The following is a 25,497-nucleotide window of genomic DNA, read 5'->3' on the forward strand; positions in this document are numbered from 1 at the left end:
GGCTACCGCCGGCTCCCGGCGCCGGAGACGCGGCGGGACGCCGACGGTGACGCCGGATCCGTGGGCGTGGGCGTCGCACCGGGCGGGTGGGCGACACCGGGGAAGGCCTTCGGATCGGCGCCCCAGTCCAGCCGCCGGCGGGCGCAGTCGACGAGCAGGTCGGCGCCCATGGTGCGCACGCTCGAACTCGTCGCGGCGGCGACCAGGTCGGCGAACACCCCGGCGCATCCGTCCTCGAGGTACAACGCGAGCCGCCGGGCGCTGGTGCCGCCGGTCACCTGGAACGGCAGCCGGTAGCCCGCGTCGCCGGCGACCGGTGTCGCGTGACGTGCGCGCAGCTGCGCTCGCAGACGTTCCCGCAGTTCGCGGTACAACTCGATCGTGCGCTCGCCGCGGCTCCGGTCGTCCAAACCCAACTGGGGCGTCAGCACGCCGTACCCCCAGATCGCTGCGTGCACTCCGGCCAGTGCTTCCTGCAGACCGGCGATCTCGCGGTCACTCATCGGTCAGCCTCCCCCGAGGCGGCATCGAACATCCAGGTCGAACATCCAGGCCCGACATCTAGGAGGTCTCCGCGCCGAGCGTCAGCACGTGCGTGGACTCGCAGGCACCGATCGACGCCAGGATCCGGGCGTGTTCGGGATCGCGCGCCACCCGGACGTTGGTCCGGCGGGCGGCGGTGGCGGCCTTCTCCAGCCCGAGCAGGGCGGCGACCGAGTCTCCGCCCGCGTCGGGAACGACCGGGGTGGTCGGCCCGGGACTCGCGGTCCGGTCGGGCGTGGGGGAGGGACTGGCCGTCGACCTGCCGGCACGTCGGGTCAGCGCGGTGAGCGCGGCGAGGTGCTCCTCGTGCCGCCGGACGTACTCCGACAGCTGCCTGCGCAGGTCGGGGTGCTTGGCCACGGTCGCGGCGTAGGCGGTCAGCAAAGCCCGCTCCTCGGTCAGCGCCGAGGTGAGCACCGGAAGGTCCGGGTCGGGCGTCGGTGTGGGTGTCGCGGCCGAGCCGCGCCCGGACGTTCCGGGACCGTCGTCGCGGCCGGTGGTGCAGGCGGCGAGGAAGCTCCCGGTCAGGCCGAGGACACCGGCGCCCAGCGTCGTGCGCAGCACTCCACGCCGGGTCGGCGGCACCTCGTCGGACGCCGGGGACACCGGGGACGAAGCGTTGGTGGGCGCGTTCACCAGCGTGACGTTACCGGAGCGAATTCGGGCATCGGCACGTTACGTCCCCCTTCTTCGTCCTGGGGAATTTCGGCCCGCCGGAGCCCGTCGCCGAGGAGATCGAACGGGGTCCCGGCGCGGGCGTGGCGCCGTTTGAAGGGCAATTCCGCGGCCGGGTACGCTGACCACGCCGAGGCCGGGTCGAGGTGACCGAAGGGCACCACGGTCGGCCCTCGGTTCGCACCAGTTCGCACCAGCTTCGCACCGTCAGCGAGGCGGCCGGGCCGGCACCCAGGTGGTCGCGACGGCGCCGCTCTCCGCGGCACCCGACACCCGGCCGGCGCCGCGCCCGCCTCGTCCGCACAACTAGAGAGGGAGGCACCCGTGGCTAGCGGCTCTGCTGCTCGTGACCAGGTGGCCGACCTTCTCGCGCCGGTGCTCGCCCAGTCCGGACTCGACCTGGAGTCCGTCGACCTCACCCCTGCCGGCCGCCGTACCGTCCTGCGCATCGTGGTGGACGCGGACGGCGGCGTCACACTCGACCAGCTGGCCGACACCTCGCGCACCGTCGCGAAGCTGCTCGACGCCGGCGACGTGATGGGCGCGGGTTCCTACACCCTCGAGGTGACCTCCAGGGGCGTCGACCGGCCCCTCACCGAGCCCCGCCACTGGCGGCGCAACGTCGGCCGGCTGGTCAAGGTGGTGCATGCCGACGGCAGCCAGCTGCTCGGACGGGTCACCGCTGCCGACGAGCAGAGCGCGGAGCTGGACGTCGACGGGACCCCCCACCAGGTCGACTACGCCCGGGTGGCCAAGGCGCGGGTGCAGGTCGAGTTCGCCAAGATGGCCCCGGCCGACGAGGGCGAGCCCGGTGAGGAACTCGACGACACCGACACCACCGACCAGCCGGACGACGGCGACAACCACAGCACGTACGACACGTACGACGACACGGACAAGGAGGGATAGGCCCATGGACATCGACATGGCGGTCCTGCGCGCTCTGGAGCGTGAGAAGGACGTCCCTCTGGAGGCCGTCTGCGAGGCGATCGAGCAGGCCCTGCTGATCGCCTACCAGCGGACCGAGGGAGCCCAGACGCACGCCCGGGTCGAACTCGACCGCAAGAGCGGGCACGTGACGGTCTACGCCACCGAGCTCGACGAGGAGGGCAAGCCGGCGCGGGAGTGGGACGACACCCCGACCGGCTTCGGCCGGATCGCCACCACCACGGCGAAACAGGTCATCCTGCAGCGGCTGCGCGACGCCGAGGAAGACCACATGTTCGGCGAGTTCGTCGGCAAGGAAGGCGACATCATCTCCGGCGTGATCCAGCAGGGGAAGGACCCCCGGCTGGTCTACGTCAACCTCGGCCGGGTGGAAGGCGTGCTGCCGCCCCAGGAGCAGGTGCCGGGTGAGCGTTACAGCCACGGCGACCGGATCAAGTGCTTCGTGGTGGCCGTCCGCAAGGGCTTCCGCGGCCCGCAGATCACCCTGTCGCGCACCCACCCCAACCTCGTACGGAAGCTGTTCGCGCTGGAGGTCCCCGAGATCGCCGACGGCACCGTCGAGATCAGCGGGATCGCCCGCGAGGCCGGTCACCGCACCAAGGTCGCGGTGCACTCGCGCAACCCGTCGGTCAACGCCAAGGGCGCGTGTATCGGGCCGGTGGGTTCGCGCGTACGCAACGTCATGAACGAGCTGCACGGCGAGAAGATCGACATCGTCGACTGGTCGGAGGACCCGGCGGAGTACGTCAAGCAGGCCCTGTCCCCGGCGCGGGTGCGCAGCGTCGAGGTCGTCGACGCCGCGGCCCGGTCGGCGCGGGTGGTCGTACCCGACTACCAGCTCAGCCTCGCCATCGGCCGCGAGGGCCAGAACGCCCGGCTCGCGGCCAGGCTGACCGGCTGGCGGATCGACATCCGGTCCGACACCGCCGAGGCCGAGCCGGCACCGGCCACCCCCGCCACGGACGAGGAGTCCGGTGAGTCGCCGAACCCGGCCGGGGCGGGCGCGGCCGGTGACCAGCAGGCCGGCGACCACCAGTAGGTAGGCTCTGACGGAACGCCGGTCGGCACCCGACCGACCGGCGGCCGGCACGGGGCGGCATCCGGACGACACCGGGCCGACCTGGCACCAGACCGGTCCGACCCTGCCTGACCAGGCGAATTCGCCTGATCCGGCCGGAATCGGACCCTTCTCGGATCCGGATGAAGAGATCCAGCGCCCGCCGAGTCCGGCGGTCTGGGTACACTCTCACGAGGTGGGTCGTACAGGTCGGGAACCAAACACACGTCCGCACGCGGTGCGCACGTGTGTGGGTTGTCGGCAACGTACGGCAAAGTCTGACCTGCTCCGGGTCGTCCTCGCACGTGACGAGACCGCCACACGGTTGGTCGCGGACGTCACCGGCCATGCGCCGGGGCGTGGGGCGCATCTGCATCCCACGAGAGAATGCCTCGGACTCGCCGAACGCCGACGAGCTTTCGCGCGCGCCCTGCGTGCGCGGGCCCCGATCGACGTCGGTCCGCTCCGACGCCACGTCGAGCAGCAGGATCCAGTCGACACCGGCCAGGCGGATGCCACCGATCTGGCCAGCAACGCACCGAACACCGGCGACGCCCAGCGCGACCAGGGGCGCCGCCCAGGCAAAGAAAGTGGGTCGAGCGGCTCATGAGCACTCGATGAGAACCGAGCAATGAGCACGCCTAGTTACTAGCGGCCTGGACCCACAAGGGGCCCGGGCCGGCAAAGGAGAGCAGTGGCAAAGGTCCGGGTCTACGAACTCGCCAAGGAGTTCGGCATCGAAAGCAAGGCCGTCATGGCCAGGCTTCAGGAGCTGGGTGAATTCGTTCGCTCCGCTTCGTCAACCGTCGAGGCACCCGTCGTCCGCAAACTCAAGGAGTCCTTCGCGACCGAAGCCGGCGGCAAGGCCGGCGGACGGGGATCGGCGCGCAAGTCCGCGAGCAAGCAGGCCGCACCGGCGTCCCCGGCGCAGGCCGCATCGGGCGCTTCGGCCCCGACGGCACCCAAACCAACTCCGGTCCCCGGCGCGAAGCCCGCGCCGCCGCGGCCGGCTCCGGCGAAGCCTTCCCCCGCGCCCGCCGAGGTGGTTCGCGAGGCCGCACCGGAGGTGACCGAGCGCCCGGCGGCCACGGCTCAGCCGAGCGCCCCGGCGCCCCAGGTGCCCGAGCGGTCGGCGCCCGAGCGGTCGGCGCCCGAGCGGTCGGCGCCCCAGCCGCAGGGACCCCGTCCGGGTCCGCGGCCGGACGGCGGCCGTCCTACAGACCGTCCGGACGGACGTCCTACAGACCGTCGGGAACGCTCCGACCGTCCCGAACGCCCCGAACGTTCGGACCGTCCGGGTTCGTCCAGCGCCAGGCCGGCTCCTCCCGGGCAGCGCCCCACGCGCCAGTCCGGACCAGGTGGTCCCGGTGGTCCCGGTGGCCGCGGAGGTCAGGGCGGCGACTCCCGGCAGCGTCCGTCCGGCCCGCGTCAGGGCGGCGGGGCTCCGCGTCCGGGCAACAACCCCTTCACCTCCACCCAGGGCATGCGCGGTCCGCGTTCGGACCGGCCCGGCCAGGGTGGTCCGCGTCGTGAGGGCGACGGCTCCGGCCAGCAGGGCGGCGGCGTCCCCGGCGTCCCGCGGCCCAACCCGGCGACGATGCCGACCCGGCCGGAGCGCTCCGGCGACCGTCCGGGTGGCCCGCGTCCGAACCCCGGCATGATGCCGTCGCGTCCGGCCGCGCGTTCGGGTGGTCCCGGTGGCCGCACCGGTGGTCCTGGTGGCCGCGCGGGTGGTCCTGGTGGCCGCACGGGTGGTCCTGGTGGCCGCACCGGTGGCCCCGGAGGTCCCGGTGGCCGTACCGGCGCACCCGGTCGTGGCGGCGCCGGTCGTCCCGGTGGCGGTGGCGCCGGTGCACCCGCCGGTGGCCCGCCGCGCGGTGGCTTCGGCGGCCGTCCCGGTGGGGCGCGCGGTCGTGGCGGTACGGCCGGTGCCTTCGGGCGCCCGGGCGGACCGGTGCGCCGTGGCCGCAAGTCGAAGCGGCAGAAGCGCCAGGAGCTCGACAACATGCAGGCGCCGTCCGTCGGCGGTGTGCGCGTTCCCCGTGGTGGCGGTCAGGTCGTCCGGCTGCCGCGAGGCGCCAGCCTCACCGACTTCGCCGAGCGGATCGGTGCGGACGCGGCGTCGCTGGTCCAGGTGATGTTCCACCTGGGCGAGATGGTGACCGCCACGCAGTCGGTCAGCGACGAGACGCTGCAGCTGCTGGGCGCCGAGCTCGAGTACGACATCCAGGTGGTCTCGCCCGAGGACGAGGACCGCGAGCTGCTGGAGTCGTTCTCCATCGAGTTCGGTGAGGACGAGGGCGAGGACACCGAGCTGATCGCCCGGCCGCCGGTCGTTTCGGTGATGGGTCACGTCGACCACGGAAAGACCAAGCTGCTGGACGCGATCCGCAACGCCGACGTCGTGGCCGGCGAGGCGGGTGGCATCACCCAGCACATCGGTGCCTACCAGGTCGCCACCGAGGTGGACGGACAGGATCGCAAGATCACGTTCATCGACACCCCGGGCCACGAGGCGTTCACCGCCATGCGTGCCCGTGGTGCGCAGTCGACCGACATCGCGGTGCTCGTGGTGGCGGCCGACGACGGCGTGATGCCGCAGACCGTCGAGGCGCTCAACCACGCCAAGGCGGCCAACCTGCCGATCGTGGTGGCGGTCAACAAGATCGACGTGCCCGACGCCGACCCGGCCAAGGTGCGCGGTCAGCTCACCGAGTACGGCCTGGTCCCCGAGGAGTACGGCGGCGACACGATGTTCGTCGACATCTCCGCGCGGGCCCGGACCAACCTCGACGGGCTGCTCGAGGCGATCGTGCTCACCGCCGACGCCTCGCTGGACCTGCGGGCCAACCCCCACCAGGACGCTCAGGGTCTCGCGATCGAGGCGCACCTGGACAAGGGCCGCGGTCCGGTGGTGACCGTGCTGGTGCAGCGCGGCACGCTCCGGGTCGGCGACTCGATCATCGCGGGTCCGGCGTACGGCCGGGTGCGCGCGATGCTCGACGAGAACGGCAATCCGGTCGAGGAGGCTCCGCCCGCGCGTCCGGTGCTCGTACTCGGTCTGTCGGCCGTGCCGCGCGCCGGTGACACCTTCATGGTGGTCGCCGACGACCGGATGGCCCGGCAGATCGCGGAGAAGCGCGAGGCGCGCGAGCGCAACGCGTCGTTCGCCCAGCGCACCAAGCGGGTCAGCCTCGACGACCTGTCGAAGCTGCTCGAGGAGCGCCAGTCCCTCAACCTCGTCATCAAGGGCGACGTGTCCGGGTCGGTCGAGGCCCTGGAGGACGCGCTCGCCAAGATCGACGTGGGCGACGAGGTCGACCTTCGCATCCTGCACCGCGGTGTGGGTGCGGTCACCGAGAACGACGTCAACCTCGCGACGATCGACAACGCGATCATCATCGGCTTCAACGTCCGGGCACAGGGCCGGTCGGTGGAGCGGTTGGCAGATCGCGAAGGCGTGGAGATCCGGTTCTACTCGGTGATCTACCAGGCCATCGACGAGGTGGAGGCGGCCCTGAAGGGCATGCTGAAGCCGGAGTACGAAGAGGCGCGACTCGGCACCGCGGAGGTCCGGGACGTGTTCCGTTCCAGCAAGTTCGGCACCATCGCCGGCTGTCTGGTCACCAGCGGGACCATCCGCCGCAACTCCAAGGCGCGGCTGCTCCGCGACGGCGCGGTCGTCGTGGAAAGCAGCGACATCGCGTCCCTGCGCCGGTTCAAGGACGACGCCACCGAGGTCCGCGAGGGTTACGAGTGCGGCCTCACCCTGCACAACTACAACGACGTGCGGGTCGGTGACGTGGTCGAGACGTACGAGATGCGGGAGAAGCCGCGCGGCTGACCCCGATCCGGTCGGCCGGCCTGGCACTCACAGGTCGGCCGGCAGGTCGGGACCGACCGTTGACGAAGCCCCGGAGCGACTACGGAGGGGACCGCACAGCACGCCTGTGCAGGTCCTCGCCGGAGAGCTTCGGGGCTTCGTTTCGGCTCGGGTGACCCGGTCGCGACCGGGCCCGTACGTGAGTGGTTGGCTGTGTGCTGCGGGTCGGGTGCCGCGGGTCGGGTGCCGCCGGGCGAGCCCACCGGTGCGACCCGGACCGGCACAGCCGGCAGCTGCCGTCGGCACCGTCGGCACCGTCGGCACCGTCGATGTCGTACCTGCCGGAGGATGAGGCGAGCCGATGTTCACCGGGACGCTGTGCGCCGACCTGCGGCTCGGCGACGTGCGGTCGCTGAAGGAGAAGCGCTCGGTGGTCCGGCCGATCGTGGCGGAGATCGCGCGCCGCCATGCCGTGTCCGTCGCCGAGACAGGGCACCATGACCTCTACCGTCGGGCGGAGATCGGTGTTGCCGTGGTGAGTGGTGAGAGCGTCCGCTGCCGCGACGTCCTGGACGCGGTGGAGCGGATGCTCGCCGAGCGCCCGGAGGTGGAGTTGCTGCAGGTACGCCGGCAGTTGTTCTCCGAGGACGACGAGTAGCAGCGAGCAGGAGCGAGCAGGACCGAACGGGACGCGGTGGGACCGATCGGGTGGGATCGAGTGGGACCGAAGTGAGCCGGCACGAAGCACGCGAACCCGGACCGATGGGGAAGACCACGGCCGAGTCGCCCGCCGGCCGAGGAGAGGATGGCGATGAACCAGACACGGGTGAACCAGCTCGCGGACCGGATCCAGGTGATCGTCGCGGAGATGCTGGAGCGCCGGGTGAAGGACCCCAGGCTCGGCTTCGTGACGGTCACCGAGGCCCGCCTGACCGGTGACCTGCGCGACGCCACCGTGTTCTACACCGTGCTCGGCGGCGACCAGGACCACACCGGCACCGCGGTGGCGCTGGAGAGCGCGAAGGGACTGATCCGCTCCGAGGTCGGCCGCCGGCTCGGGCTTCGGCACACGCCGAGCCTGACCTTCGTCGCTGATGCCGTACCCGAGAACGCCAAGCACATCGAGGACCTGCTGCGCCGCGCCCGTGACTCCGACGCGGAGGTGGCCCGCCGGGCCGCGCAGGCGAGTCCGGCCGGCGAGGCCGATCCGTACCGCGTGCCACGCACCGACGAGGACCTCGACGACATGGACCTCGACGACATGGACGCGGATGACGTGGTCGACGCCGGCGAGGCGGCCGAGCGCGACGCCGGCGTCGGAGACGACCGGTCCGGCCGGGGCGGTCGCGGCGGGAGCTGACGTGACCCCTGACGTGCCCTCTGACAGGTCCCGGCCCGGCGTGCCCCGAAGCGGCATCGTCGTCGTGGACAAGCCCGCCGGCTGGACCTCCCACGACGTCGTGGGCAAGGTCCGCCGACTGGCGCACACCCGGCGGGTCGGCCACGCCGGCACCCTCGACCCGATGGCGACCGGCGTGCTCGTCCTCGGCATCGAACGCGCCACCCGGCTGCTCGGCTACCTCACCCTCACCGAGAAGGCCTACGACGCGACGATCCGGCTCGGGGTGTCCACCCGTACCGACGACGCCGAGGGAGAGGTCACCGCCCAGACGTCCGCCCGGGACGTACGCAGGGAGGACGTCGAGGCGGGGATCGCCGCCCTGACCGGTGAGATCTCTCAGGTGCCCTCCGCGGTGTCGGCGGTGAAGGTGGCCGGCGAACGCGCCTACCGCAAGGTGCACAAGGGCGAGGACGTCGAGCTGGCACCGCGCCAGGTGGTGGTGCGCAGGTTCGAGGTGACCGACGTCCGGCCGGCGGGCGAGGTCGTGGACGTCGACGTGGTGGTCGAGTGTTCCAGCGGGACCTACGTCCGGGCGCTGGCCCGTGACCTGGGCGCCGGGCTGGGCGTCGGCGGCCACCTGACCGCGCTGCGGCGTACCCGCGTCGGCCCGTACGGCCTGGAGCAGGCCCGCACGATCGACCAGCTCGAGGGCGACTTCGAAGTGGTGCCGATCGCCGACGTGGCGGCACGGACGTTCGCCAGGTTCGACGTGGACGAGCACACGGCGCGGCTGGTCTCCTTCGGGCAGAAGCTGCCCGGCGTGCGGGTGGGCGGCGGCCCGGTGGGCGTCTTCGGCCCGGACGGTGCGTTCCTCGCGCTGTACGAGGATGTCGAGGAAGGTGCCCGGCCGGTCGCGGTGTTCGCGAGCTGACCGGCGGTGCCCGGGACGGCCTCGACGGTCCGGTCGGTCCGGGCGGGTCCGAAGCGTCTCGGGTCACCGGATCCCGGTTGGCGGATGCCGGGACCGGACCGAGGGTCCGCGGGTGACCGTCTGGCACCCTTTGAGGCAGGCTCCCTTCGCGGGCTGTGCGGTCGGTGGCAGGTATCAGGTCGGTGGCAGGTATCAGGACGGAAGGGCGACGAGGACACGATGCAGCGCTGGACAGACCTGACCGGGGCGGACCCGCTGTTCGGGCCGACGGTCGTCACGATCGGCGTCTTCGACGGCGTGCACCGCGGTCACCAGCGGGTGCTCGCCCGCACCCGTGAGCTGGCCCGCGAGCACGGTGCCCGCTCTGTCGTGGTGACGTTCGACCCGCATCCGGCCTCGGTGGTCCGCCCGGAGGCAGTACCTCCGCTGCTGGCGACGGTGGAGCGCCGGCTGGAGCTGTTCGAGGCGTACGGCATGGACGGAGTGGTCGTCGTACCGTTCGACAAGGAACGTTCCCGCGAGCCGGCCGAGGATTTCGTCCGGGAACTCGTCCGGGCGCTGCGCCCGGTGGCCGTGGTGGTCGGCGACGACTTCCGCTTCGGTCACAAGGCGGCCGGCAACGTCGACCTGCTCCGCACCCTGGGCGGGCAGCTCGGGTTCGCCGTCGAGGGCCTCACCCGCGCGGTGAAGGTCCCCTCGACCGCCGACCCGGCTCCGGCCGGTGCCGCGCCCACGGACGCCGGGACCGCCGACGTACCCGTGGACGCTGTGTCCTCCACCGCGGTCCGTGACCGGCTCGCCGCCGGTGACGTGGCCGGCGCCCGGGCCCTGCTCGGGCACACCTTCCGGGTGGACGGCGTGGTCGTCGAGGGCGCCCACCGTGGCCGCGAGCTGGGGTTCCCCACCGCCAACGTGCCGGCGTCGACCGCCCTGGCGCTGCCTGCCGACGGTGTGTACGCCGGGTGGCTGCGGGTCGCCGACGTGGACGGGCCCGGCCCTCAGGTCCTGCCGGCGGCGATCTCGGTGGGGACCAACCCGCAGTTCGGGCACGAGCCGCGCCGGGTCGAGTCGTATGTCCTGGATCGCGATGATCTGGACCTGTACGGCCGGCCGATCGCGGTGGAGTTCGTCGACCGGGTGCGCGGGCAGGAGACCTACGACTCGGTGGACGCCCTGGTCACCCAGATTCGTGCCGACGTGGAGCACGTGCGCCGTGTCCTCGCCGCCGACCGGGGCGTCGGCGGCCCCGGCTGACCGGAGGCCGACCCTCGGGCTGGTAGCCTGACGACTGCCGTACGCCGGCCGCGGACAAAGAGTGCCCAGGTGAACCCGCCCTGGCGCGCCGCGCAACGGATCCCGAAAGGAGCCTCGTGTCGCTAGACGCTGCGACCAAGAAGCAGATCATCTCCGAGTACGCGACCAAGGAGGGCGACACCGGTTCGCCCGAGGTCCAGGTGGCGCTGCTCACGCATCGGATCACTCACCTGACCGAGCACCAGAAGGCCCACAAGCACGACCACCACAGCCGTCGCGGTCTGCTGCTCCTCGTGGGTCAGCGCCGCCGGCTGCTCAACTACGTCATGAAGGAAGACATCCAGCGCTACCGCTCGCTGATCGAGCGGCTCGGCCTGCGCCGATAGCTGGAAAATCTCCGGGAGCGGTCGCCTGCGTGGCACCGCTCCCGGTACACAACAAGGACCGGAGCGGTCCCCGCGTGAGGCGGTAGACAGGCCGCCGGTCCTCGGTAGTGGCTTCCGGGAGTCCCCCGGGCGAGATCACCCAACGAGATCACCCGAGACGTACCCGAGAGCCTCGATCGAAGACCGGCACATCCTGCACCCACGTACCCCGCGGCAGATCGCTCCCCGATGTCATGAGGAGGGCGCCCTGTGGAGGGTCCCGGAATTCACACCGCCGAAGCCGTCATCGACAACGGCCGCTTCGGCACCCGCACGGTCCGGTTCGAGACCGGACGCCTGGCACGCCAGGCCAATGGGGCCGTCGTCGCCTATCTCGACGAGGACACCATGGTGTTGTCGACCACGACGGCCGGCAAGCACCCGAAGGAACAGTTCGACTTCTTCCCGCTGACCGTCGACGTCGAGGAGCGGGGATACGCCGCCGGCAAGATCCCCGGGTCGGTGTTCCGCCGCGAGGGCCGGCCCAGCGAGGACGCGATCCTCACCTGCCGGCTGATCGACCGTCCGCTGCGCCCGTCGTTCGTCAAGGGCCTGCGCAACGAGGTCCAGGTCGTCGTCACCGTCCTGTCGCTCAACCCCGATGTGCTGTACGACGTGCTCGCGATCAACGCCGCGGCCTCGTCGACGCAGATCGCCGGCCTTCCCTTCACCGGGCCGATCGGCGGCGTTCGGGTCGCGCTGATCGACGGCCAGTGGGTCGCGTTCCCGCGCCGCGCCGAGCTGGAGAACGCCGTGTTCGACATGGTGGTCGCCGGCCGTGCGCTCGACGACGGTGACGTGGCGATCATGATGGTCGAGGCGGAGTCCACCGACCACACCTGGGAGCTCGTCCGCGGTGGCGTGCAGGCGCCGACCGAGGAGATCGTCGCCGAGGGGCTGGAGGCCGCCAAGGGCTTCATCCGCACCCTCTGCCAGGCGCAGAACGACCTCGCCGCCAAGTCCGCCAAGCCGACCACCGAGTTCCCGGTCTTCCGCGACTACCAGGAGGACGTCCTCGAGGCGCTGACCGGTGCGGTGCGCGGTGAGCTGGCCGAGGCCCTCACCATCGGTGACAAGGCCACCCGCGAGTCCCGCCTGGACGAGGTGAAGGAGCTCGGTCTGGAGCGGATCGGCGCCGACTTCGAGGGCCGGGAGAAGGAGATCAGCGCGGCGTTCCGTTCGCTGACCAAGACCCTGGTGCGCGAGCGGGTACTCCGCGACAAGGTCCGCATCGACGGCCGCGGCCTCGCCGACATCCGTCCGCTGTCCGCGGAGATCGGGGTCGTCCCGCGCGTGCACGGCTCGGCGTTGTTCGAGCGCGGCGAGACGCAGATCCTCGGCGTCACCACGCTGAACATGCTGTCGCTGGAGCGGCGCATCGGTCTGACCCTCGCAGAGGACACGACCAAGCGCTACATGCACAACTACAACATGCCGCCGTACTCCACCGGCGAGACCGGCCGCGTCGGTTCGCCGAAGCGGCGCGAGATCGGGCACGGTGCGCTCGCGGAGCGGGCGATCCACCCGATCCTCCCCAGCCGCGAGGACTTCCCGTACGCCATCCGCCAGGTGTCGGAGGCGGTCGGCTCCAACGGCTCCACCTCGATGGGCTCGGTGTGTGCGTCGTCGCTGGCACTGCTCAGCGCCGGTGTCCCGCTGCGCGCGCAGGTGGCCGGCATCGCGATGGGCCTGATCAGCGACGAGGTGGACGGCAGGACGGAGTTCGTCACGCTGACCGACATCCTCGGCGCCGAGGACGCGTTCGGCGACATGGACTTCAAGGTCGCCGGCACCCGTGAGTTCGTCACCGCCCTGCAGTTGGACACCAAGCTGACCGGTATCCCCGCGTCGGTGCTCGCGTCCGCCCTGCAGCAGGCGCGGGACGCGCGGTTCACGATCCTCACCCTGATGGAGAAGACCATCGGTGCGCCCGGCGACATGTCGCCGTACGCCCCGCGGATCATCACCATGAAGATCCCGGTCGACAAGATCGGCGAGGTGATCGGGCCGAAGGGCAAGGTCATCAACCAGATCCAGGACGACACCGGCGCCGACATCGCCATCGAGGACGACGGCACGATCTTCATCGGTGCCGCCGACGGTCCCTCCGCGGAGGCCGCCCGCGCGGTCATCGCCGGGATCGCCACGCCGACGATGCCCGAGGTCGGCGAGCGCTACCTCGGCACGGTGGTGAAGACCACCAACTTCGGTGCGTTCATCTCGCTGGTTCCCGGCAAGGACGGCCTGCTGCACATCTCCAAGCTGCGGGCGCTGTCCGGCGGCAAGCGGGTCGAGAACGTCGAGGACGTCGTGAAGGTCGGCGACAAGCTGCAGGTGGAGATCGGGGAGATCGACGACCGGGGCAAGCTGTCCCTGGTGCCGGTGGTCGAGGACTCCGAGAAGTCGCCCGAGAAGTGAGCCCACGACTGGCACGGCTGGCTGCGGGGAGCCAGCCGTCGGGCTCGACTCGTACCCTCCTCAGGGAGGGTGACGGCGGAGTGGTCCGGCGTACGGTCCTGCCGGGCGGACTGCGCATCATCACCGAGGCCATGCCACAGGTGCGTTCGGTGAGCTTCGGGGTCTGGGCGAGCGTCGGCTCGCGTGACGAGACCCCGGCGCTCGCCGGCGCCAGCCACTACCTCGAACACCTGCTGTTCAAGGGCACCCGGCGCCGGGACGCGATGGAGATCTCCTCCGCGCTGGACGCCGTCGGTGGTGAGATGAACGCCTTCACCACCAAGGAGTACACCTGCTACTACGCGCGGGTGCTGGACGCCGACCTCCCGCTGGCGGTGGACGTTATCTGCGACATGGTGACCTCGTCCCTGGTCACCGCCGCCGACGTGGACAGCGAGCGTGGCGTGATCCTGGAGGAGATCGCCATGCACGACGACGACCCCTCCGACGCGGTGCACGACCTGTTCGCCGAGGAGCTGTGGGGCGACTCACCGCTGGGCCGGCCGATCCTCGGCACCACGGAGTCGATCGAGGCGCTGACCCGGCGCCAGGTGTACGGCTACTACCGCCGCCGCTACCGCCCGGAGTCCCTGGTGGTGGCGGTGGCCGGCAACGTCGAGCACCGTGCCGTGGTGCGGCTGGTGACGCAGGCGTTCGAGCAGGCCGGCCGGCTCAACGGCCAGGTCAGTGACCCGACGCCGCCGCGGTCGGGCAACCCGAGCAGGGCGCTGGCCTCGGCGGCCTCTGCGGCCGCGGCCGCCACGGCCGGCCGGGGCTCGGTCCGGCTGGCTCACCGGCCCACCGAGCAGGCCAATCTCGTGCTGGGCGTTCCGGGCCTGCCGCGCTCGGACGACCGGCGGTTCGTGCTGGGCGTACTCAACGCGGCGTTCGGCGGCGGCATGTCCAGCCGGTTGTTCCAGGAGGTACGCGAGAAGCGCGGGCTGGCCTACGCCGTCTACTCGTTCGCATCCCACTACGCCGACTCGGGCATGGTCGGCATCTACGCCGGCTGTCTGCCGAGCAAGATCGACGAGGTGCTCGACATCTGCCGCGACGAGCTGGAGAAGGTCGTGTCCTCCGGGCTCACCGACGAGGAGCTCGAGCGGGGCAAGGGCCAGTTGCGCGGCTCGCTGGTGCTGGGCCTTGAGGACACCGGTTCCCGGATGGGCCGGCTGGCCAAAGCCGACCTGGTCTACGGCGAGCTGCTCAGCGTGGACGAGATCCTGCGCCGGATCGACGCGGTGACGCTGGACGACGTTCGCCGGATCGGCAAGGAACTGCTGGAGGCGGCGCCGACGCTGGCGGTGGTCGGACCGTTCGAGGACGCCGACCGGTTCGCGGGCGCGGTTCGCTGAGCTTGGTTCGTTTCGCCGGCGGTTCGCTGCCGGCGCGGCAGGGGAGGAGTCGTACGTGGTGAAGGTGGCTGTTCTCGGAGCTCGTGGCCGGATGGGCGCGGAGGCCTGCCGTGCGGTCGAGGCTGCCGACGGGCTCGACCTGGTGGCCGGGCTGGACGTCGACGACCAGCTGACCGACCTGCGCGCGGCCGGTGCGGAGGTCGTGATCGACTTCACCCACCCCGACGCGGTGCTCGACAACCTGCGCTTCTGCGTACAGAACGGCATCCACGCCGTGGTCGGCACCACCGGCTTCACGCCGGAGCGGCTGGACCAGGTGCGCGGCTGGCTGGCCGACGCGCCCAAGGTCGGGGTGCTGGTCGCCCCCAACTTCTCCGTCGGCGCCGTGCTGATGATGCGGTTCGCCGAGCAGGCGGCGCGGTTCTTCCCGTCCGTCGAGGTGATCGAGCTGCACCACCCGCGCAAGGCGGACGCGCCCTCGGGCACCGCTTCGCGGACGGCCGAGCTGATCAGCGCCGCCCGGCGGGAGGCAGGACTCGGCGAGGTGCCGGACGCCACCACCCAGGAGGTGGCCGGTGCGCGCGGTGCCAGGGTGGCCGACATACCCGTGCACAGCGTCCGGCTGTCCGGTCTGGTCGCGCACCAGGAGGTGCTGTTCGGCGGCGAGGACGAGACGCTGACCCTGCGGCACGACTCGATGGCCCGGACGTCGTTCATGCCGGGCGTCGTGCTCGGTGCCCGGATGGTGGGGGAGCGGCCCGGCCTCACGGTCGGGCTGGAGCACTACCTCGACCTGGACTGACCGTCCCCCGTGCCCGGCCTGGCGTCAGCGGCGCCCGCTGAGCCGGCGTTCCTCCTCGGCCTTCATCCGCTCCTGCCGGCGCACCCGCTCGGGGACGACGGCCTCCCGCGGCGCGGTGGGAGTGAAGTCGTACCGCTCCACACCCAGCCCGCGCAGCACCGCCCGCTCAACCAGCGAGAAGTCGGCCGGGTCCTCGCGGTCGAAGCGCATCGGCTCGGCCAGGTGCACCGGCGGGTTGGTGATGAGCCGGGGCAGGCGCAGCAGGTTCTGTGCCTTCGCGTGCAGGACGTACGGATGGAGCAGGAAGACGTCGCCGACCCGGCCGGTGGCCTCCACGAAGTTCTGGCACTGCCCGACCAGGCTCGGGGTGTCGAACTCGGTGGGCAGCACGCCGCCGGGCCGCTCGGCGAGGTAGCGCGCCACCGGGCCTACCGAGTCCGCGGCCACGAACGTCGCGCCGCCCTGGTGGCGTACGTCCGACCACAGGACCAGCGTCAGCAGGCCCTGCTCGGGTGAGTCGAGGAAGTGCCGGAAGAAGTCGCCGTCCTTGTGCCAGCCGGGGGCCTGCGCCGAGGCGGGCTGCCAGGGACGGTCCTCGCCCTCCCACAGGTTGACGATGAAGCCGTCGCCCCACGAGTACGGCTTGGCCACCCGGTCCTCGCCACCCAGCAGGTCGCAGGCGGCCTGCCAGGCCTTGGGCGCGAACTCGCGTACGTCGATCCGGCGGTGCGTCGGCATGTGGATCGACGACTGTTCCCAGGTGGACTGGTCGTCCGGGTCGTACCCGAGCCGGGTCCACACCTGGTCGGTGTACTCCGCCGCGGCCTCGCGGGTGAAGCAGTCGTGGATGACCACGAAGCCCTGTTCGAGGAACGCCTGCGCCTGTTCGTCGGTGAGTACCTGATAGCCCGAAGCCATGAGAGTCCGTCCGTCGCGGTGATTCGTGTGGGTCCGGTTCGACGCTAGGCCGGTGCGTGCCGGTCGGCTCGTACGTTCGTCCGCTGGTCTCGGTTCGCGAGACGGTTGTCCGTGCCCGGTCAGAGGTGGGTCAGAACACCAGGCGTACGAGCGCCGCGGTGAGCGCCGCGAGCGCCACCACCACGATGAACGGCGCGCGCAGCAGCAACGCGACCACGGCGACCGCGACTCCGGCCAGCCGGGCGTCCACGACCAGCCGGGTGCCCGAGCTCAGGGTCTGCACGCCGACGAGCGCGGCGAGCAGGGCGACCGGCAGCAGGGCCGCGGACCGTCGTACGGCCGGCCGGTCGAGCACCTGCCGGGGCACCGACACCCCGGCCAGCTTGAGCAGGTAACAGCCGAGGGCGGTGGCCAGCACGGCGACCCAGAGCGTCATCGGGCCTCCCCTCGGGTGGGGTGGGAGGAGGAGTCGCCGTACGTGTTGCCGTACGAGGTGCCGGATGGCGTGGTGCCGGATGGCGTGGTGCCGGATGGCGTGGTGTCGGCCATCGGCTCGGGTGTCGGCTCGGGGTCACCCGGCGGGGCCGACGTGGACCGCAGCCCGAAGACGATCGCCACGACACCCGCGGCAAGGACCGGAACGCCCGCGGGCACCAGCGGCACCAGCGCCACCGCGACCAGCGCCCCGCCCGCCGCGACCGCGCGCGTCCGTGCCGTGGTCAGCTGCGGCCACAGCAGGGCGACGAACGCTGCCGGTGCGGCGGCGTCCAGCCCGTAGGTGCGGGGGTCACCGAGCGAGGCGCCGGCCACCGCGCCGAGCAGCGTCCCGGCGTTCCACAGGGTGAACAGGATCAGCGCGGTGTACCAGAAACCGGCCCGGCCCAGCTCCGGCGAGCGCCGCCCGACCGCCATCGCGGTCGTCTCGTCGATGACGAAGTGCGCACCGGCCAGTCGGCGGAGGCCGCGCAGCCGGAGCAGGTCGGTCAGCCGCAGGCCGTAGAAGGTGTTCCGGGTGCCGAGCAGCAACGCCGCCAGCACGGCCGACAGGCCCGCTCCGCCGGCTCCGACGATCCCGACGAACGCGAACTGCGACGCTCCGGTGAACGCCAGCAGGGACAGGGCGCAGGTCTGCGCGACCGACAGGCCGCCGGCCACGCCGAGGGCGCCGAAGGAGATGCCGTACGCGCCGGTGGCGACGCCGATCGCGACCGCGTCGCGGACCACGGCGCGGCGCGTCTCCGGGACCGCCGAAGCGGATCGGGACGCGGGCATGCTCAGTCGTCGACGAGGGCGGTGTGCAGGCGTACCTGCTTGGCGCGGACACTCCCGTCGCCGTACAGGTCGAGCTCGCGGTGGGCGCCGTCGGGACCCCAGCCGGCCTCGGTGAGGAACGCGCGGAGCGCGTCGTCGGTGGCCTGCAGCCAGATGACCGCCCGGCGGAAGTTGTCGGCGGCCAGGGTGTCGGCGCACGCCTGCAGCAGCCGGGAGCCGTGCCCGTGCCGGGTCTGGGCGGGATCGATGTGGAACGCCGTGATCGTCCCGTCCGCGACCGGATCGGCGTCGGGGTCGTCGGCGGGCCCGGTAGAGGCGAACCCGACCACGGTCTGGTGGTCGAGCGCTACCAGCAGGCGGTGCCGGGCGTCCGGGGGCTGCGCCAGGGACCGGCGCCACTGCTCGGCGAAGGCCTCCTCGTCGAGTTGGTCGAGGACCTCGGCCGGGAGGAGGCCGGCGTACGCCTGCCGCCAGGCCGCCACCTGGACCCGGGCGACCTCGGGGGCATCGGCGGCCCAGGCGATACGGACGCTGGTGTCGGCGCTGGGCTGGCTCATCCGTCCATCCTGTCAGCCGCCTTCTGGCGGGCGCGGTAGGCCCGGGTCTTCTGCCGGTTGCCGCAGGAACCCATCGAGCACCAGTGGCGGGAGCGGTTCTTGGAGGAGTCCAGGAACGCCCACGCGCAGTCCTGCGCGGCGCACAGCTTCAGCCGCTGCCAGCTGCCGTCGGCCTGGGCGGAGGCGACCGCGGCCACCAGCGCGGCCAGTGCGCCTACGACGCCCGTACCGGCGGGGGCGAGCGAAGGTGCGGTGCCGGCGAAGGTGACCCGCAGCGGAAGACGGGCGGCGGCCCGGTCCAGCTCGGGTACGAGGGTGGCGAGGTCGCCGTCGTGGTGCTGGCGCATGGCCTGCCGCAGCCCCGCGCGGAGCTCATGGGCCAGTACGAGGTCGTCGTCGGTCGCGGCCGAGGAGCCCGGGGAGCCCGGGGAGCCCGGCGAGGAGTACGCGAACGGCGCGTCCGCGGCGGGCGAGGCGCCTCCGGCGAGCAGGTTCTGGGAACGCAGCCAGGCGGTGAGTGCCGCCGGGTCGGGCAACTGCTCGGGTTCGGCGAGGTCTACGTCGTAGGTGTTGACGAACGCGGGCAGCAGCTCGGCGGGCGGCGGGACGCGGTGCGCGGGCGGCTCGGTCACGGCTCACCCCCTCAGCGCCGGGTCCGGCCCGGCCGCCGGACACCTCGACACCACCATAATCCGCACGCCGGTGCAGGCATTCCGTCCGCCCCGTGATCGACGCGCTGATCAACCCTGCTCGGATATGACACCTTCCCGCCGAATCTGTGGGAACCCGTCACATCCGGCGGTACGCTGGGGCGCATGGTCGCCAGGGGCCGGACAGCCGACACCGTTGCCGACGTTGTGGAGCGGCCCGACGGTGTGCCCGCGTTCGAGGCGTTGCTCGCCGCCGACGAGCGGGTCGAGCCGCGCGACGAGATGCCCGACGGCTACCGCCGTACCCTCGTCCGGCAGATCGCCCAGCACGCGCACTCGGAGATCATCGGCATGCAGCCGGAGGCCAACTGGATCTCCTGCGCGCCGAGCCTGCGCCGCAAGGCGATCCTGATGGCCAAGGTGCAGGACGAGGCCGGCCACGGGTTGTACCTCTACGCCGCCGCCGAGACGCTCGGCGTCGACCGGGCCGACCTGCTCGACCAGCTGCACTCCGGCCGGCAGAAGTACTCCTCGATCTTCAACTACCCCACCCTCACCTGGGCCGACGTCGGCGCCATCGGCTGGCTCGTGGACGGCGCGGCGATCACCAACCAGGTGCCGCTGTGCCGCTGCTCCTACGGCCCCTACGCGCGGGCGATGGTGCGGATCTGCAAGGAGGAGTCGTTCCACCAGCGGCAGGGGTTCGACCTGCTGCTGGCGCTGACCAGGGGGACCGAGCGGCAGCGGGCGATGGCGCAGGACGCGGTGGACCGGTGGTGGTACCCGAGCCTGGCGATGTTCGGTCCGCCGGACGCCGAGTCCACCCACGGCGCGCAGTCGTCCGCCTGGGGGATCAAGCGGTTCTCCAACGACGAGCTGCGGCAGCGGTTCGTCGACATGACGGTTCCGCAAGCGGAGGTGCTCGGCGTGCGGATCCCCGATCCGGATCTGCGCTGGAACGCCGAGCGGGGCCACCACGACTTCACCCAGCCGGACTACGCCGAACTCCTCCGGGTCATCAAGGGAGCCGGGCCGTGCAACGCCCAGCGGATGGCACATCGCCGCCGGGCGCACGAGGACGGTGCGTGGGTACGCGAGGCGGCGACGGCGTACGCCGCCAAACACGCGACCGAAGCGTCCGGGCACCTCGCCGGGCGTACGAACGAGCCGAACGGCGGGCCGGCGGCATGAGTGAACCCGACCGCGACGACCAGGACCGCGACGCCGGCCGGCGCGGCAGTCACGCCGACTGGCCGCTGTGGGAGGTGTTCGTCCGGGCGCGGCGCGGACTGTCCCACGTACACGCCGGCAGCCTGCACGCACCTGACGCGGTGATGGCCCTGCGCAACGCCCGCGACCTCTACACCCGCCGGCAGGAAGGGGTGTCGATCTGGGTCGTCCCCGCGGCCGCGATCAGCGCCAGCAGCCCGGACGAGAAGGACGCGTTCTTCGACCCGGCGGCGGACAAGACCTACCGCCATCCGACGTTCTACGACGTACCGGAAGGGGCGCCGCACCTGTGACGGCCCCGGGGAGAACACCGAAGGAATCCGGCACGCCGAGCCTGGTGAGCGCCGGCGCGGTGGTGGACCCGCCGGTCGCGGTGTACGCCACCAGGCTGGGCGACGACACGCTGATCCTCGCTCAGCGCCTCGGCGGCTGGATCACCAACGCGCCGCAGTTGGAGGAGGACGTCGCGCTGGCCAACCTCGGGCTGGACCTGCTGGGCCAGGCGCGGATGCTGCTGACCTACGCGGGGGAGCGGGAGGGTCTCGGCCGCGACGAGGACGACCTGGCCTACTCGCGGGACGAGCGCGGCTTCTGCAACGTCACGCTGGTGGAGCGCGCGGACGCCGACTTCGGCGAGGCGATGGCCAGGCTGCTGGTGTTCTCGGTGTACCAACTTCTGTTGTACGACAGGCTCTCCGCGTCCACCGACCCCACGCTGGCGGCGATCGCGGCCAAGGCGGTCAAGGAGGTGGCCTACCACCGCGACCACGCCACCCAGTGGGTGCTGCGGCTCGGCGACGGCACGCCGGAGAGCCACCGCCGGATGCAAGCCGGGGTTGACTGCGTGTGGCCGCACGTCGACGAACTGTTCGAGACCGACGACCTCGAACGCGCACTGGTCGCGGAGGGTGTCGCGGTCGACCGGCCCGGCCTGCGCGCGGAGTGGGAGTCGTACGTACGCGACGTGCTGACCCGCGCCACCCTCACGGTGCCGGAGCCCGCGGCCGCACCGGTCACCGGCGGACGTGCCGGCGTGCACACCGAGGCGATGGGGTACCTGCTGGCGGAGCTGCAGCACCTGGTGCGTTCGCATCCGGGGGCGACGTGGTGATGCCGGCGCGAGCGCTCGCCCCGGAGGCCGCCCGCGCGGCGGCGGCCGCCGTCACCGACCCCGAGCTGCCTGTGCTGACCATCGCCGAGCTCGGCATCCTGCGTGCCGTGCGGGTCTCGCCGGACGGCGTGGTCGAGGTCGACGTCACCCCGACCTACGCCGGATGCCCCGCACTGGAAGCGATCGAGGCCGATGTCAAGGCCGCCTTGCGGGTGGCCGGGGCCACCGACGTTCGCGTACGCCGGGTGCTGGCGCCGGCCTGGACCACCGACTGGATCACCGAGCCCGGCCGCGACAAGCTCGCCGCGGCCGGCATCGCGCCGCCGAGCCCGACGGGGCACGGCCCCACCGCGGGTCACAGCGGCACGGCTGGTTCCGGTCCGGTCGACCTGACGCTCGCCGTTCGGTGCCCGCGCTGCGGGTCGACGGCCACCCGCGAGCTCAGCAGGTTCGGGCCCACCGCGTGCACGGCGCTGCGTTCGTGCGCGTCGTGCCGGGAGCCGTTCGAACACGTGAAGGCGCTGTGAGCGCCCCGCCCACCGACCCGGCCCGGAACCCGGCGACCGACCCGGCCATCGACCCGGCCGCGGACCCGGCCGACCCGCGGACCCCTCGCAGCGGCGTCCGGCGGCACGCGGTCGTCCACCAGCTGCGGGTCGCCCGGGTGGATCCGCTGACCGACGACGCGGTGGCGGTGACGTTCGAGGTGCCACCCGAACTCGCCGAGGACTACCGGTTCGTGCCGGGCCAGCACCTGAACGTCTCGACGCCGCGCGCGGGAGACGACCTGCGCCGCAGCTACTCGATCTGCTCGCCGTGGAGTCCGTTGCCGCCGGCGCGGTTGCGGATCGGGGTGAAGCGGGTCGCCGGTGGTGGCTTCTCGTCGTACGCGCTGACCGACCTCGCGGCAGGCGACGAGGTGGGCGTGATGACGCCGACCGGCCGGTTCACGGTCGTCCTGGACCCGGTGGCGGCCCGGCACCTGGCGTTCGTGGCCGCCGGCAGCGGCATCACGCCGATCCTGTCCATGGTGGCCGGCGTGCTGGCGGTCGAGCCGGCGAGCCGGGTGACACTGCTGTACGGCAACCGGACCAGCGCCTCGGTGATGTTCGTGGAGGAGCTCGCCGATCTCAAGGACCGCTATCCCGACCGGTTCCACCTGGTGCACGTGCTGTCGCGCGAGCTGCCCGAGATCGCCCTGCTGGGCGGCCGGCTGGACGCGGCGAAGCTGGGCGGTTTCCTGGACACGCTGCTGCCGGTGGAGTCGGTGGAGCAGTGGTACCTCTGCGGCCCGCTGGCCATGGTCGAGGAGATCCGCGCGCTGTTACGTGAGCGCGGGGTGCCGCGCACCCGGGTGCACACCGAGCTGTTCCACGTCGGCGCCCCGGTCGAGACCGCGCCGGTCGCCGTTCCACCGAGCGAGACCGCGGCGGGGTGCGAGGTCGAGGTGGTGATGGACGGTCGGCGGTCCTCGTTCCGGCTGCCGACGCCCGGACCGACTGTGCTGGAAGGTGTTCTCGGCGTACGCGGGGACGCGCCGTTCGCGTGCCGCGGCGGAGTGTGCGGCACCTGCCGGGCCCGCGTGGTCGAGGGCGACGTACGGATGGACCGCTGCTACGCGCTCGAGCCGGAGGAGGTCGCCCGCGGCTACGTCCTCACCTGCCAGGCCCATCCGACCAGCGACCGTCTGGTGGTCGACTACGACGCCTGACCCGGCGGCCGGGTACGGAGCGGGTGCGGAAAACCGGGAGCGCCAGGGTCCGATCCGTCAGTGCGCCGCTACGGTGGGTAGGTGGCTTACGACGCGTACGGCGCTTATGACATCGACGGCATCCGCGCGGCCTACCCCGCGCTCGCGGACGGGCACGCCTACCTCGACGGCGCGGGCGGCACCCAGGTGCCGCAGCCGGTGATCGACGCGATCGCGGACGCCTACCGCCAGGGGCTCAGCAACGTCGGAGGGGCGTCGGCCGCCAGCCGGCGTTCGGACGGCATCGTCGGCGAGTGCCGTCGGGCGGTGGCCGATCTCGTCGGCGGCGAACCCGAGGGCGTCGTACTCGGCCCCAGCATGACCGCGCTCACCTACCGGCTGGCCGACGCGCTGGCCCGGCAGTGGGGGCCGGGCGACGAGGTGGTCGTGTCCCGGCTGGACCACGACGCCAACGTCCGGCCGTGGGTCCAGGCCGCCGAACGCGCCGGGGCCACCGTGCGCTGGGCCGACGTCGACGCCGCCACTGGTGAGTTGCCGGTCGAGCAGTACGACGACCTGCTCGGCGCCCGCACCCGGCTGGTGGCGGTCACCGGCGCGAGCAACCTCGTCGGCACCCGCCCGGACGTCGCCGCGATCGCGGCCCGCGCCCACGCGGTCGGCGCACTGGTCTACGTCGACGGCGTGCACTCCACCCCGCACATCCGGGTCGACGTCCGCGCGCTCGGCGCCGACTTCTACGCCACCAGCGCCTACAAGTGGTCCGGGCCCCACCTGGCGGCGGTGGTCGCCGACCCGGTCGCGCTGGACGGCGTACGCCCGGACCGGCTGCTGCCCGCGCCGGCAGAGGCGCCCGGGCGGTTCGAGCGCGGCACGCTGCCGTTCGCCGACCTGGCCGGCGCCGTCGCCGCCGTCGACCACCTGGCCGGTCTGGACGCGGGAGCCGCCGGGTCGCGGCGGGCGCGGTTGCTGGCGTCGATGGCCACGGTCGAGGCGTACGAAACGGACCTGTTCGCCTACCTCCTCGGCGGCCTCGACGCGATGGCGCACGTGACCACCTACGGCAAGGCGACCCTCCGTACTCCCACCGCCTACTTCACCGTCGCCGGCCACCCTCCGCGCGAGGTCGCCGAACACCTCGCAAGCCTTCGGGTCAACGTCTCCAACGGCTCCAACTACGCCTGGGAGCTCGCCGCGGTGCTCGGCGTACGCGACACCGGCGGCGCCGTCCGGGCCAGCCTGGCGCACTACACCGACCGCTCCGACGTCGACCGGCTGCTCGAGGGCGTGGCAGACATCCGGGCCTGAACCGGGCCTGAACCGGGCCTGATGGGAGACCGTCCGGATCTGAGCCGGATCTGAGCCGGATCTGATCAGGATCTGACCGAACGAGCCTGGTGATAACCGCCGCGCACGCCTGGCCAAGCACTATGGTGAGCGGCCAAAGGAACCAGTGACGTGTCCAGTTCGACGGCACCCGGCCGATCTGTGGCGTGGGCCAGCACCTGCCGAGCTGACTCATCCGACCTCGCAGTCAGGGGGGTGGACGCCATCGCCGAGATCGTGGTCACGAAGACCGGAACGTCGACCATCGCGGCCGTGGGCGACGAGATCCTCGTGCAGTTGCCGGAGAACGCCACCACCGGATACCAGTGGAGGGTCGAACGCGTGTCCGGGCCGCTGGAGGTGGTGTCGTCGGAGCTGGCGCTGCCCGGCGCGGGCACCGGCGCGGCACCGATTCCGGGCGCGGGTGGGCAGCGGCTGGTCCGGCTCGCCGTCGTCGCGCCCGGCCTGGGCGCGGCCGAACTCGTCCTCAGCCGCTCGTGGGAGACGAGTTCGCTGGAGCGCTTCGAGGTCGAGGTGCGCGCCCGGCCCACGGATTCCTAGCGCGGTCGACGACAGCTCCGGGCACCCGCCCGCCGTACGGCCCGACCACCGGGACCGGCCGGCACGCGGGTGCTCAGCACGGGACAGTTGTCCTGCCGGGTGCTCGGCAGGGCAGTCGTTCACCACAGGTAGATCTGCCGGATCACTCCCTCCGCGTCCTCCAGAACGCTGACCGGCCGGCCGGTGCGGTGTGCCTGCGCGCCCAGGAACGCCAGCACGGTGCCGGCGCGCTCGTCCGCGCGGGGGAGCCGGCGCCAGCCGGGCCCGCGCAGGAGCAGCCACGGCGTGCCCGGCCCCTCCGCCGGCCGGTACGCCTCGACGTGGACGTTCGCGTGCCAGTGACCGCTCCGTTCGCCGGTCTGGACGTCCCAGGTCGCGGCGGTCAGGTCGGCCTCGGTGGGGTCGCCCGCCCTGCGCCGCGGCGGCGGCACCAGCGGGGGAGTGAACGACGACGGTTCGGGGCGGGTGCCGGGGGCACTGCCCGTCGAGGTCGCCGCCGTGCGTGGAACGGGAGCCCGCGCGGAGCTTCCTTCGGTGAATGTGGTCGCCATG

At 72.4% G+C, this 25,497-nt stretch carries 26 protein-coding genes and 1 pseudogene; 19 read left to right on the forward strand and 8 right to left on the reverse strand.

What is annotated here, in order from left to right:
• Positions 1-2 precede the first annotated feature (2 nt).
• Together F4554_RS10255 and F4554_RS10260 are read right to left on the reverse strand one after the other, a co-directional pair.
• Complete coding sequence (locus F4554_RS10255; RefSeq protein ID WP_179787166.1) at positions 3-503, reverse strand: ferritin-like domain-containing protein; 501 nt, start codon at positions 501-503, stop codon at positions 3-5.
• Positions 504-561: 58 nt separating this feature from the next.
• Positions 562-1,179, reverse strand: coding sequence for a ferritin-like domain-containing protein (locus F4554_RS10260; RefSeq protein WP_179787167.1), 618 nt, complete (start codon positions 1,177-1,179; stop codon positions 562-564).
• A 363-nt stretch (positions 1,180-1,542) separates the two neighbouring features.
• Here F4554_RS10260 and rimP point away from each other — a divergent pair, with 363 nt between their 5' ends.
• The 12 genes and pseudogenes from rimP to dapB all read left to right on the forward strand — a co-directional run bounded on the left by rimP (position 1,543) and on the right by dapB (position 15,612).
• Positions 1,543-2,127 (forward strand): ribosome maturation factor RimP, encoded by a 585-nt coding sequence (rimP, locus tag F4554_RS10265; protein WP_179787168.1) that lies wholly within the window; start codon positions 1,543-1,545, stop codon positions 2,125-2,127.
• Positions 2,128-2,131: 4 nt separating this feature from the next.
• A complete protein-coding gene (gene nusA, locus F4554_RS10270; RefSeq protein ID WP_238341258.1) occupies positions 2,132-3,205 on the forward strand; it encodes a transcription termination factor NusA in 1,074 nt (357 codons plus the stop codon).
• 268 nt (positions 3,206-3,473) lie between these two features.
• A complete protein-coding gene (locus tag F4554_RS32965) occupies positions 3,474-3,833 on the forward strand; it encodes a DUF448 domain-containing protein (RefSeq protein ID WP_179787169.1) in 360 nt (119 codons plus the stop codon).
• Positions 3,834-3,917: 84 nt separating this feature from the next.
• Complete coding sequence (gene infB / locus F4554_RS10280) at positions 3,918-7,067, forward strand: translation initiation factor IF-2 (protein WP_179787170.1); 3,150 nt, start codon at positions 3,918-3,920, stop codon at positions 7,065-7,067.
• A 340-nt stretch (positions 7,068-7,407) separates the two neighbouring features.
• Positions 7,408-7,704: a DUF503 domain-containing protein gene (locus F4554_RS10285; RefSeq protein WP_179787171.1), complete on the forward strand. Its 297-nt coding sequence runs from the start codon at positions 7,408-7,410 to the stop codon at positions 7,702-7,704.
• 147 nt (positions 7,705-7,851) lie between these two features.
• Positions 7,852-8,262 (forward strand): annotated as a pseudogene (gene rbfA / locus F4554_RS10290) (30S ribosome-binding factor RbfA); the annotation flags it as partial.
• A gap of 145 nt (positions 8,263-8,407) precedes the next feature.
• Positions 8,408-9,319: a tRNA pseudouridine(55) synthase TruB gene (gene truB / locus F4554_RS10295; protein ID WP_337795951.1), complete on the forward strand. Its 912-nt coding sequence runs from the start codon at positions 8,408-8,410 to the stop codon at positions 9,317-9,319.
• Positions 9,320-9,538: 219 nt separating this feature from the next.
• The gene (locus F4554_RS10300; RefSeq protein WP_179787174.1) at positions 9,539-10,573 is read left to right on the forward strand and encodes a bifunctional riboflavin kinase/FAD synthetase; all 1,035 of its coding nucleotides are present in this window, start codon (positions 9,539-9,541) and stop codon (positions 10,571-10,573) included.
• Positions 10,574-10,689: 116 nt separating this feature from the next.
• Positions 10,690-10,959 carry a 30S ribosomal protein S15 gene (gene rpsO / locus F4554_RS10305; RefSeq protein ID WP_179787175.1) on the forward strand — a complete coding sequence of 90 codons (270 nt, stop codon included), beginning with the start codon at positions 10,690-10,692 and terminating at the stop codon, positions 10,957-10,959.
• Positions 10,960-11,208: 249 nt separating this feature from the next.
• Positions 11,209-13,416 (forward strand): polyribonucleotide nucleotidyltransferase, encoded by a 2,208-nt coding sequence (locus tag F4554_RS10310; RefSeq protein WP_179787176.1) that lies wholly within the window; start codon positions 11,209-11,211, stop codon positions 13,414-13,416.
• A complete protein-coding gene (locus F4554_RS10315) occupies positions 13,413-14,810 on the forward strand; it encodes an insulinase family protein (protein ID WP_179787177.1) in 1,398 nt (465 codons plus the stop codon). Before F4554_RS10310 ends, F4554_RS10315 begins: the two co-directional genes overlap by 4 nt.
• 55 nt (positions 14,811-14,865) lie before the next feature.
• The gene (gene dapB / locus F4554_RS10320; protein ID WP_337795952.1) at positions 14,866-15,612 is read left to right on the forward strand and encodes a 4-hydroxy-tetrahydrodipicolinate reductase; all 747 of its coding nucleotides are present in this window, start codon (positions 14,866-14,868) and stop codon (positions 15,610-15,612) included.
• Between the two features lie 24 nt (positions 15,613-15,636).
• Here the strand turns inward: dapB and F4554_RS10325 are convergent, their stop codons facing one another.
• From F4554_RS10325 to F4554_RS10345, 5 genes are all read right to left on the reverse strand, one after another.
• Positions 15,637-16,530, reverse strand: coding sequence for a phytanoyl-CoA dioxygenase family protein (locus F4554_RS10325; RefSeq protein WP_179787178.1), 894 nt, complete (start codon positions 16,528-16,530; stop codon positions 15,637-15,639).
• Between the two features lie 130 nt (positions 16,531-16,660).
• Positions 16,661-16,966 (reverse strand): AzlD domain-containing protein, encoded by a 306-nt coding sequence (locus tag F4554_RS10330; protein WP_179787179.1) that lies wholly within the window; start codon positions 16,964-16,966, stop codon positions 16,661-16,663.
• On the reverse strand, positions 16,963-17,802 hold the full coding sequence (locus tag F4554_RS10335; protein WP_179787180.1) for an AzlC family ABC transporter permease: 840 nt from the start codon (positions 17,800-17,802) through the stop codon (positions 16,963-16,965). Before F4554_RS10335 ends, F4554_RS10330 begins: the two co-directional genes overlap by 4 nt.
• A 2-nt stretch (positions 17,803-17,804) precedes the next feature.
• Positions 17,805-18,359, reverse strand: a complete 555-nt coding sequence (locus tag F4554_RS10340) for a GNAT family N-acetyltransferase (protein ID WP_179787181.1) — start codon at positions 18,357-18,359, stop codon at positions 17,805-17,807.
• Positions 18,356-18,991, reverse strand: a complete 636-nt coding sequence (locus F4554_RS10345) for a CGNR zinc finger domain-containing protein (protein ID WP_179787182.1) — start codon at positions 18,989-18,991, stop codon at positions 18,356-18,358. Before F4554_RS10345 ends, F4554_RS10340 begins: the two co-directional genes overlap by 4 nt.
• Before the next feature lie 183 nt (positions 18,992-19,174).
• Here F4554_RS10345 and paaA point away from each other — a divergent pair, with 183 nt between their 5' ends.
• The 7 genes from paaA to F4554_RS10380 all read left to right on the forward strand — a co-directional run bounded on the left by paaA (position 19,175) and on the right by F4554_RS10380 (position 24,945).
• Positions 19,175-20,200 (forward strand): 1,2-phenylacetyl-CoA epoxidase subunit PaaA, encoded by a 1,026-nt coding sequence (paaA, locus tag F4554_RS10350; RefSeq protein ID WP_179787183.1) that lies wholly within the window; start codon positions 19,175-19,177, stop codon positions 20,198-20,200.
• Positions 20,197-20,532 carry a 1,2-phenylacetyl-CoA epoxidase subunit PaaB gene (gene paaB, locus F4554_RS10355; protein ID WP_179787184.1) on the forward strand — a complete coding sequence of 112 codons (336 nt, stop codon included), beginning with the start codon at positions 20,197-20,199 and terminating at the stop codon, positions 20,530-20,532. Before paaA ends, paaB begins: the two co-directional genes overlap by 4 nt.
• Positions 20,533-20,576: 44 nt before the next feature.
• Positions 20,577-21,350: a 1,2-phenylacetyl-CoA epoxidase subunit PaaC gene (gene paaC / locus F4554_RS10360; RefSeq protein ID WP_337795953.1), complete on the forward strand. Its 774-nt coding sequence runs from the start codon at positions 20,577-20,579 to the stop codon at positions 21,348-21,350.
• Positions 21,350-21,877: a 1,2-phenylacetyl-CoA epoxidase subunit PaaD gene (gene paaD, locus F4554_RS10365; protein ID WP_179787186.1), complete on the forward strand. Its 528-nt coding sequence runs from the start codon at positions 21,350-21,352 to the stop codon at positions 21,875-21,877. Before paaC ends, paaD begins: the two co-directional genes overlap by 1 nt.
• Complete coding sequence (paaE, locus tag F4554_RS10370) at positions 21,874-23,061, forward strand: 1,2-phenylacetyl-CoA epoxidase subunit PaaE (RefSeq protein ID WP_337795954.1); 1,188 nt, start codon at positions 21,874-21,876, stop codon at positions 23,059-23,061. Before paaD ends, paaE begins: the two co-directional genes overlap by 4 nt.
• A gap of 81 nt (positions 23,062-23,142) precedes the next feature.
• Positions 23,143-24,366 carry a cysteine desulfurase-like protein gene (locus tag F4554_RS10375; RefSeq protein WP_337795955.1) on the forward strand — a complete coding sequence of 408 codons (1,224 nt, stop codon included), beginning with the start codon at positions 23,143-23,145 and terminating at the stop codon, positions 24,364-24,366.
• A 234-nt stretch (positions 24,367-24,600) separates the two neighbouring features.
• The gene (locus F4554_RS10380) at positions 24,601-24,945 is read left to right on the forward strand and encodes a protease inhibitor I42 family protein (RefSeq protein ID WP_179787187.1); all 345 of its coding nucleotides are present in this window, start codon (positions 24,601-24,603) and stop codon (positions 24,943-24,945) included.
• A 119-nt stretch (positions 24,946-25,064) separates the two neighbouring features.
• Here the strand turns inward: F4554_RS10380 and F4554_RS10385 are convergent, their stop codons facing one another.
• Positions 25,065-25,496: a hypothetical protein gene (locus tag F4554_RS10385; protein ID WP_179787188.1), complete on the reverse strand. Its 432-nt coding sequence runs from the start codon at positions 25,494-25,496 to the stop codon at positions 25,065-25,067.
• Position 25,497: the final 1 nt, after the last annotated feature.

Origin of the sequence: Actinopolymorpha rutila, from assembly GCF_013407855.1 — a bacterium.
Lineage (GTDB): Bacteria > Actinomycetota > Actinomycetes > Propionibacteriales > Actinopolymorphaceae > Actinopolymorpha > Actinopolymorpha rutila.